Source organism: Nitrospira sp. BLG_2, assembly GCF_049222245.1.
Map to the genome: position 1 here is coordinate 1 of NZ_JBLYIG010000016.1, position 6898 is coordinate 6898.

The 6898-nt window shown below is 54.8% G+C and carries 11 protein-coding genes and 1 tRNA gene; 4 read left to right on the forward strand and 8 right to left on the reverse strand.

What is annotated here, in order from left to right; translation table 11 throughout:
* Positions 1-359: 359 nt before the first annotated feature.
* Positions 360-680: a DUF4282 domain-containing protein gene (locus ACOSYY_RS00495; protein WP_421660261.1), complete on the reverse strand. Its 321-nt coding sequence runs from the start codon at positions 678-680 to the stop codon at positions 360-362.
* A 301-nt stretch (positions 681-981) separates the two neighbouring features.
* Here ACOSYY_RS00495 and ACOSYY_RS00500 point away from each other — a divergent pair, with 301 nt between their 5' ends.
* Positions 982-1104, forward strand: coding sequence for a hypothetical protein (locus ACOSYY_RS00500; protein WP_421660262.1), 123 nt, complete (start codon positions 982-984; stop codon positions 1102-1104).
* A gap of 178 nt (positions 1105-1282) precedes the next feature.
* Here the strand turns inward: ACOSYY_RS00500 and ACOSYY_RS00505 are convergent, their stop codons facing one another.
* Positions 1283-1651, reverse strand: a complete 369-nt coding sequence (locus ACOSYY_RS00505; protein ID WP_421660263.1) for a hypothetical protein — start codon at positions 1649-1651, stop codon at positions 1283-1285.
* A 538-nt stretch (positions 1652-2189) separates the two neighbouring features.
* Here ACOSYY_RS00505 and ACOSYY_RS00510 point away from each other — a divergent pair.
* Entirely contained in the window at positions 2190-2567 is a 378-nt protein-coding gene (locus tag ACOSYY_RS00510) for a YtxH domain-containing protein (RefSeq protein WP_421660264.1), read from the forward strand.
* Positions 2568-3562: 995 nt separating this feature from the next.
* Here ACOSYY_RS00510 and ACOSYY_RS00515 read toward each other — a convergent pair.
* The gene (locus tag ACOSYY_RS00515) at positions 3563-3724 is read right to left on the reverse strand and encodes a hypothetical protein (RefSeq protein ID WP_421660265.1); all 162 of its coding nucleotides are present in this window, start codon (positions 3722-3724) and stop codon (positions 3563-3565) included.
* A 312-nt stretch (positions 3725-4036) separates the two neighbouring features.
* Here ACOSYY_RS00515 and ACOSYY_RS00520 point away from each other — a divergent pair, with 312 nt between their 5' ends.
* Positions 4037-4321 carry a GNAT family N-acetyltransferase gene (locus tag ACOSYY_RS00520; RefSeq protein ID WP_421660266.1) on the forward strand — a complete coding sequence of 95 codons (285 nt, stop codon included), beginning with the start codon at positions 4037-4039 and terminating at the stop codon, positions 4319-4321.
* Positions 4322-4972: 651 nt separating this feature from the next.
* On the opposite strand, the gene ACOSYY_RS00525 is transcribed toward ACOSYY_RS00520, so the two are convergent.
* From ACOSYY_RS00525 to ACOSYY_RS00540, 4 genes are all read right to left on the reverse strand, one after another.
* Positions 4973-5191 carry a hypothetical protein gene (locus ACOSYY_RS00525; RefSeq protein WP_421660267.1) on the reverse strand — a complete coding sequence of 73 codons (219 nt, stop codon included), beginning with the start codon at positions 5189-5191 and terminating at the stop codon, positions 4973-4975.
* 274 nt (positions 5192-5465) lie between these two features.
* Complete coding sequence (locus ACOSYY_RS00530; protein ID WP_421660268.1) at positions 5466-5669, reverse strand: superinfection immunity protein; 204 nt, start codon at positions 5667-5669, stop codon at positions 5466-5468.
* A gap of 280 nt (positions 5670-5949) precedes the next feature.
* Positions 5950-6039 (reverse strand) — tRNA-Ser (locus ACOSYY_RS00535).
* 22 nt (positions 6040-6061) lie between these two features.
* On the reverse strand, positions 6062-6379 hold the full coding sequence (locus tag ACOSYY_RS00540; RefSeq protein WP_421660269.1) for a helix-turn-helix domain-containing protein: 318 nt from the start codon (positions 6377-6379) through the stop codon (positions 6062-6064).
* Positions 6380-6435: 56 nt separating this feature from the next.
* On the opposite strand from ACOSYY_RS00540, the gene ACOSYY_RS00545 reads away from it, so the two are divergent.
* Positions 6436-6633 carry a hypothetical protein gene (locus ACOSYY_RS00545; protein WP_421660270.1) on the forward strand — a complete coding sequence of 66 codons (198 nt, stop codon included), beginning with the start codon at positions 6436-6438 and terminating at the stop codon, positions 6631-6633.
* A gap of 22 nt (positions 6634-6655) precedes the next feature.
* Here the strand turns inward: ACOSYY_RS00545 and ACOSYY_RS00550 are convergent.
* On the reverse strand, positions 6656-6898 hold a 243-nt coding region (locus tag ACOSYY_RS00550), incomplete at its 5' end, for an integrase core domain-containing protein (protein WP_421660271.1).

Sequence of the window (6898 nt, forward strand, 5' to 3'; positions counted from 1 at the left end):
TCCTTCATCGAAGTGTACATATTAGTCGCTATATTCGGAACGCTATGCGGAATGTTGCAGCTTGCCAGTCGGTGACGAGCGCGACCCTCAAAGACGTGAACGTTCAAAGGCTTGCGAGAGCCTAACGACATCTGTCTTTTCCAAGGGTAACTTTGCCCCGTTTCGGTCACTCCCACGACAGGACCGGGGACGGGTTCGCCTTCAGGTCTTCTGATGCCCCTCTGGTCCCCGCTTCTAAAGGGCGAGGAGGATGTACGCCGGGGCGTATTCCCAATACCATCAGCACCGGTCTTGCTGGGCCCAATGCATAGTTCAGGTTCCTCCCGTCCATGAACCACACCGTCTCAAGTGTCCTATGATCAGCTGTTTTTACCCCGCAACACCAGGCCTTTCGCTCGAGTGTCAATACTGACCAGTAGCTCATGGAGACTAAAGAGGAGTATGGCGCCTTCGCACATCATACGCCACACAAGGTTTCCCACGAGTAAGAGAAAGACTCCTCCGAGCCGGCTAAGAATCGGGCCGACATCATATTCATTCAAGGTTTCGGGGGACAGGATGGACACGAGCCCTGCCGCGGTAATGAAGCATGCCCCCACGATATAGACGACCTTAATGAGCTGCGGGGTCACGAGTTCCCGAAAAGCAAAATACTCGGCATAGAAACTCGTGTACTGCATGGACTTAACTCGTTGGGGAGCAAAGATATGGTCGCACGCGGAGCACTTCGTGGCGGATACGTCATTTTCCGCTAAACATTGTGGACATTTCATAGGCACTCCCTTCGATCAATGAGTTGACCGGCGACGGACCGGCGTGAGGAATTCTTTATCCGGGGCAGGGGGCGCCTGAGAGGGTCCCGATGAAGATTAACGGTCACAAAACACGGTCGGTGTTTGACCGCTATCACATCACGAGCGAGCCGATCATGGAAATATCCCTGACCGGATCGATCAACGCGCATTGAAAGAAGCACATTCAGTGCTGGTGCTGATGTTCACCGTGCTCGCCAGCGTGCTGATGGTCATGACGCATCGTGTCGGCGCCATGCTCGTGAGCATGGGCATGCTCGTGCTCATGTTGATGTGTGTGAGCCTGAGCTGATTCATGACTGTGCTCGTGGTTGTGTGCGTGTGTATGGGAGTGGTCACCTTTCATGATGTACTCCTTTCAAAAGTTTTCTCAATCCTACCATCCATACTTGAACAATAGAATATGTCTTAGCCGCCATGATCGACGCACGTCTGCCTTGGCACGGGCTAAGGCTTCTCTTCCGCGCTTGCTAATAGCAATTCATGAAGGGAGAATTTCTCCATAGGGAAGACATACAGTCCAGCGGTGGCTGCCTGACGGGACCATCCGGTCTGCGTCCATGCGTTGAACGCAACCCTTTCTCCAAGGCATCGGTGACTAGGACCTCGATGTCCGTGTCCGCCATCGTGGGGTATTCCTGTCGAAACTTTCGCTGAAGGGCCGGTCGTTCTGTAGCGATGTATCGTTCACGAGATTGTTGCGCTGCCTCACTGGCTTGTTGATACAGTGCCTCGCGTTTCTCAGATGAAACCCCGCCCGTTCGATCGGAAGCCTGATCGGGCTTTAGGTCGGCACAAGCGCTCAGAAGGGTGAAGATCAGAACCACAACGAGCCGCATGACGCGCCTCCGCCTACGTTCCTGCAGGATTCTTCATCGTCTTGCACCACTCCCTCGGACAGTCAGTCGTACGCGTTTGTGCTCCGGCAGCAACCTTTCTCCTTCTCATTCTTGAAGCTTCATCTTGATCGTTCTAGTTACAGGTCGGCTGTTCAGCATGGCCGCTCCGCCCCATCGAGACTAACTGGGGACCTTGTACGTCCAATGATCCGAGTCTACAGAAAGACGAGGAAAGCCGCAATGGGAGCGACCTGTATGGCTTTTACTAGCCTTGCATCCCGTTGCGTGGGGATGTGGGGGTAAGGGGCAATGGTGAAGCTTATGGTGACATTGCTCGACCGGAAGAAGACCCCGATGCCTAGACCGGCTGACTTTTACCTACAGCGTAGTCGACCTTGGGATAGGCCACACTGGAAGGCTCCCTAGGGGTGGCCTTGAATGGTCGTCCTCCTAGGCCTTTTTCCAGTACAGAATTCCATAAGCTTCGCTAGGATGTGCCGAGCGCAACCACAGTCAATGCTGAACAGATGAGGATCGCATGCATAACGAAAACCATGACGATGAAGGTATTGGGAGCGCCATGGATTGGTCCGCGTTTATCGCGGGAGGGCTGATTGGAGCGGGGATTGCGCTGCTGTTTGCGCCTGAACGGGGCTCAGAGCTGCGCAGTAAGCTACGGGACTATGCCGATCGCGCGAAGGATGAACTGTTGGAAAACGGGCAGGAAGCATGGGAGACCGCAGTAGAACGAGGGAAGGAGTATTATGACAAAGGGGAAGAGGCCGTCCGGGATGCCGGACGAGCAGTTCAGGAATATGGAAAACAGGGCCAGGAGATGGTGAAGGAGGCCGGGCGGTCGGCCAAAGAAGAGTTTGCCAAACAAAAGGAACCCATGGTTCGCGAATCAGGACGTTGAACGTGAGAGGACGAGTATGGCGAAGATCACACACACTTACGCATACATAACGATGGTGGGTGGAATACTTTCATTCGCGGGTTGTTCTCTGTGGGGTCCCGAACCTAAAGGTGAAGCTCAATTCGAGCCAACCTTAGAAAGTCAATCCAAAGCGCTCGCCGGAGCGTACAGCGACATTGGATCGAACGGCTCCATCAAACCACATCCCTACCCAGTGCACCAGCCGACAGAGAAGCCCCAAAGCCAGACTGGAAATGCCATTATCTTAGGTGGGCCCCTGCCCGTACCCGATTTGAACACGGGCCAGACTGACGTCAAGGGGTCGCCTGGAGGCACCACGCCTAGCCCTGGGTCGGTGTCGGGCAACAAAGGCTCATTAAGTAAAGGTGGTGCTAAGTAGAGGGCTCCGAGGAAACCTTCTTCAAGACGGAGCCCCCTCTCTTGGCCTCCGCGTTATCCTATCTCGCCGATCTCTTCTTTTCGTGAAGCATGCCTGCATTCTGTGAAGTGATCATGGCTATCTTGCCTCCCGGGCGCAATCGTCCGTATTCTAGGCCCTCTTCAAAAGGGGGTGAGGCATGGACAACAACGGGTCCGGCTCCAGATTAAGCTTGGAGTGGCAAGTGGTGAAGCAAGCTCCAGTGTCGTTTGGTATCGCTGTATTGACGGGCTGTCTTCTCATCGGAGGAGCGCTCTATTGGCACTTTCACACAAAGCTAGAACTCCAGACCGACAAGATCGCATTTCTCAGGGAGGAAAATGACCGATTGAGGAATGAAATCCAAAGACTCGTGAGGATGAATACTCTTCAAAACGCGCCATTGAATGAAATTCCGGATACGGGAAGTAATCCTCCCGACTCATGTCCCTGACGTCTTCATAATTCAACGCTCCCAGGAATCGGCTTGGCTTTCGGTGACACAGCGACATGGAGGATGAGTGCATTTCTTTCGCCCACGAGTTCGACCGTCCCCCAGGGTGCACCCATGGCGATCTTACCCAGCGCTGCGAACAGTGACGTACTGGCCAAAGCTTAAGGCCGAGGTCGTTTGCTTCGCCCGTTCGCCGAACGGTTGTTTCTTCTCAGGGGCCATCGATGCCCAAGAGACCATCCCTGTGAGAGGACTGGGAAGCTCATTCGCTCGCTGCTTCATCATCTCCTCCCATGGATTGGCTTAGGGAATCTCCCAGTACCTGCCGAGACATGAGTAGGATAGAGTCATAATCGAACAGGCTAGTGGACATTTTGAACGGGCGGCGGAAACGTTGCCCGGACACAAATGAAGGAAGCTGCACTGTTCACTGAGCTCCGCCCTTGAAAGAGGACGGAGCTTTCTTTTTGGCGGTATTGTCGAGCTTGGCCTCTGTTTCATGCGCCTGCCGGATTGGTCCTTACAGACAGGCGTCATACGAACATGGTTTCGGATCGAACATGGGATCGATGAATGCTCAACAGGAGTTGGAAAGCCATGACGGCAAACAATCCGGTCACATATAACGAGGCCCAACAACGTTATGAAATGCCGATCGGCAACCTGGTGGTGTACGCCGATGTGCGCCGGGATACGAACACACTGTATATCGATTACGTGTTCGCGCCGCAGGAATTGCGCGGCAAGGGTGCCGCCGGGGAATTCATGGGTAAATTAATGGATGTGGTGCGCGCGCAAAAACTGAAGGCGGTGCCCATATGCGGCTATGCGGCCGGTTGGCTTCGGCGGCACAGCGAGTATCAGGATCTGGTTTCTGATTAGCTTCGGTCATCGTCCTTCTTGAACCGGACACCTGGCCGTGGCTGTTAGCGAGTCTTCAGCTCAAACTCGGTATAACCGTGTCAGATGTGTTTGGGGGATTCATCCTTCGTCGACAGCAGCCTGCCCTCACCAGGTTCGCGTGGCGCCTTGTACAAGATCAAACATGTCGCAAGTACTGTCCTATGGGATTTCCTAGTAGGTGGAAGGCCTTTGAAGCCGGTAGGATGACGCATGCCGAACTCACTCAACCGTGCTTTCGCTTCCGCCGCTTTTGTATGGGGGAGCCTGATTACTCTGCTGGCGTTCGGGTCATTCATCGAAAGCTGTGACAGCAACCCGAAAGTGTCCTCTCATCTCAACCTGGCGTCGGCTGTTGATCCTCTCCCGCCGCAACCTATTCCTTCTCCGCCTCCAGAACCCATTCCGCCGTCACCTGATCCAGCTCCGCAACCCATCCCGCTACCACCCTCGCCCGTGCCTCCGCCAAAGCCTGAACCTATTCCTCCCGTGAAACCACAGCTCTCCCCCACCACGCCATAAGGCGTACGGTCTCAACGCGCACGTAGGGGCCTTGATTTTCGGCAGATGTTCCTTCCACCGAGCCGGACAGCCTTCTTGCGTGTTCTTTTCACTGCTCCGGCGTCATGATCATCAGTGATCAGGCCGAGGCGCTTGACTGAATGGCATGCCTTGCTTTCTTTGCCATACTTCGAGCGCTGCTTGGAGGATGAGTACCGTATTGTAGATTAGATCGCGTTCGCTGTCCTCGAGCGGCTTGCCCGCCAGGAGATGCCGTTCGATCGGTGTGGAGTTCGAGACAAACCGAACCAGCAATCGTTGGAACGGTATCCGATGCGCATTGGTGACCATAATGTCCTCATGGGTTGGGCGATGCCGGGACCGCCATAATGATTACATTGCAATACCCATAAAACGCTAACCGTGGCAATTGCGGTTCATGTGCCGAGAGGACGGAAGCTGGGATGATATCAACGCCCAGTCACGAGATCCATTTAGAAAGTCGATTCCCGTCGTTCAGCGCGGCCGGTGTCCGCTCATCGGCAGGAGCCCTCAGCACTCTAGCCCCCGCAGGTCTTCAGGACTTCCACAGGGTAGATTCGTGGCATCAACCCGTTACGTTCAGTCAGGATTCGCGCGCGCTCTGTCGGCCTTTTAACGCCCAGACCAACGCGCCCACCCAGCCGATCCCTGTCCATCCTAACGAGAGATTCGCGATCAAAATAGGAATGCAGTTGGGATGCCCTCGCCCGAGGGCGATAAATGAGGGAGCGCAATACGCGAGAGCTGTGCCCAAGACGGAGAGAACAGTGACCATATCATTGTCCATGGACACACCTTGTATTCAGGATGGTTTGGCGTTCTCCGCTATTTCCCCTTCGACATGCGCAGTGTCTCTATTCTGGTGAAGGTAGTCCCGTGACCTTGTTCTAGCCGGGTCCCTCAAGCCTGCGCCGTCGCCGCTATAACATCACGAGTGAAGATGATCTCCGTCAGGTGGCCAAACGGCTGAATCGATACATTCAGAAGAAAAAGGTTACACGTACGGTGACATTAGAGGATCAGCGCGAGAGCGCGGGTCAGTTGCCGACGCGCAATCTATTGATATGTGGCGGAGGGGGCGAGATTTGAACTCGCGGATGGGTTACCCCATCTCCGGTTTTCAAGACCGGCACGTTCGGCCGCTCCGTCACCCCTCCGAGCCAGCATTTTTATATTCGATCACCCAGGAAGCCACCGAACGGCAGTATACGGGTCTACGTCGGCCTTGGCAATTGGAACCATAACCGATCTTATTACTTCACGAAGTCTGTCGTATGACGATTTTCTTCTCGCATTGAAGGGGGTCTGTCGCGGCGTAATGCTGGGCAAATCATCAATGAACTCATCGAGCCAAACCCGCTTGAAATAGATGTTGCGGCCAATCCGCTTACACGGCACGAGGTCGCGCTCCAACAGTCGGCGCAACCATCGTTCGGTTCCGCCCAAATAGGCCGCCGCCGCTTTCACATCGAGCAGGGCACCATCAACCGTGCTCATCGCGCACCGCCTGACTGATATTTTGCGAGCTCTTCTGTAAACGCTCGGTGTTGGGGGTGCGATGGATCACGAAGTATTTTGTCGATCTCCGCTCGGAACAGGCGTCGAGTCGAGCGGCGAGAGGGGTGCTGCTGCATGACCGCAATCAAGTCAGGGTAGGGGGGGGCTTGGAGCTGGTATTTCGAGATTTTCTCAACACCGTCGATCAGGCAGAGGTGGCTCCGGTTGGTTGGACAGTTTTCCCCAGTTCATAAGTGGCACCTGGCGGATTGCTGACTACGCGGCGGTCTGCCGTGTCGTCAGATGATCATTATAGACATGGTCAGGCGTCTGGCCCTTAAGCGCCCGATGCGGTCGGGTCTGGTTGTAGAACAGTACATAGCGCGCCAGCCCCTGATGCGCCGCGCTGACGGTGTCATACGCATATAAATAGATCTCCTCATATTTGATGCTTTTCCAGAGTCGCTCCACGAACACGTTATCCCGCCAGCAGCCTTTGCCGTCCATGCTGATCTGAAT

Coding starts and splice junctions, on each gene's coding strand:
- ACOSYY_RS00495 (WP_421660261.1), bottom strand. CDS start 680: ATGCAGTACACGAGTTTCTATGCCGAGTATTTTGCTTTTCGGGAACTC.
- ACOSYY_RS00505 (WP_421660263.1), bottom strand. CDS start 1,651: ATGCGGCTCGTTGTGGTTCTGATCTTCACCCTTCTGAGCGCTTGTGCC.
- ACOSYY_RS00510 (WP_421660264.1), top strand. CDS start 2,190: ATGCATAACGAAAACCATGACGATGAAGGTATTGGGAGCGCCATGGAT.
- ACOSYY_RS00515 (WP_421660265.1), bottom strand. CDS start 3,724: ATGATGAAGCAGCGAGCGAATGAGCTTCCCAGTCCTCTCACAGGGATG.
- ACOSYY_RS00520 (WP_421660266.1), top strand. CDS start 4,037: ATGACGGCAAACAATCCGGTCACATATAACGAGGCCCAACAACGTTAT.
- ACOSYY_RS00525 (WP_421660267.1), bottom strand. CDS start 5,191: ATGGTCACCAATGCGCATCGGATACCGTTCCAACGATTGCTGGTTCGG.
- ACOSYY_RS00530 (WP_421660268.1), bottom strand. CDS start 5,669: ATGGACAATGATATGGTCACTGTTCTCTCCGTCTTGGGCACAGCTCTC.
- ACOSYY_RS00540 (WP_421660269.1), bottom strand. CDS start 6,379: ATGAGCACGGTTGATGGTGCCCTGCTCGATGTGAAAGCGGCGGCGGCC.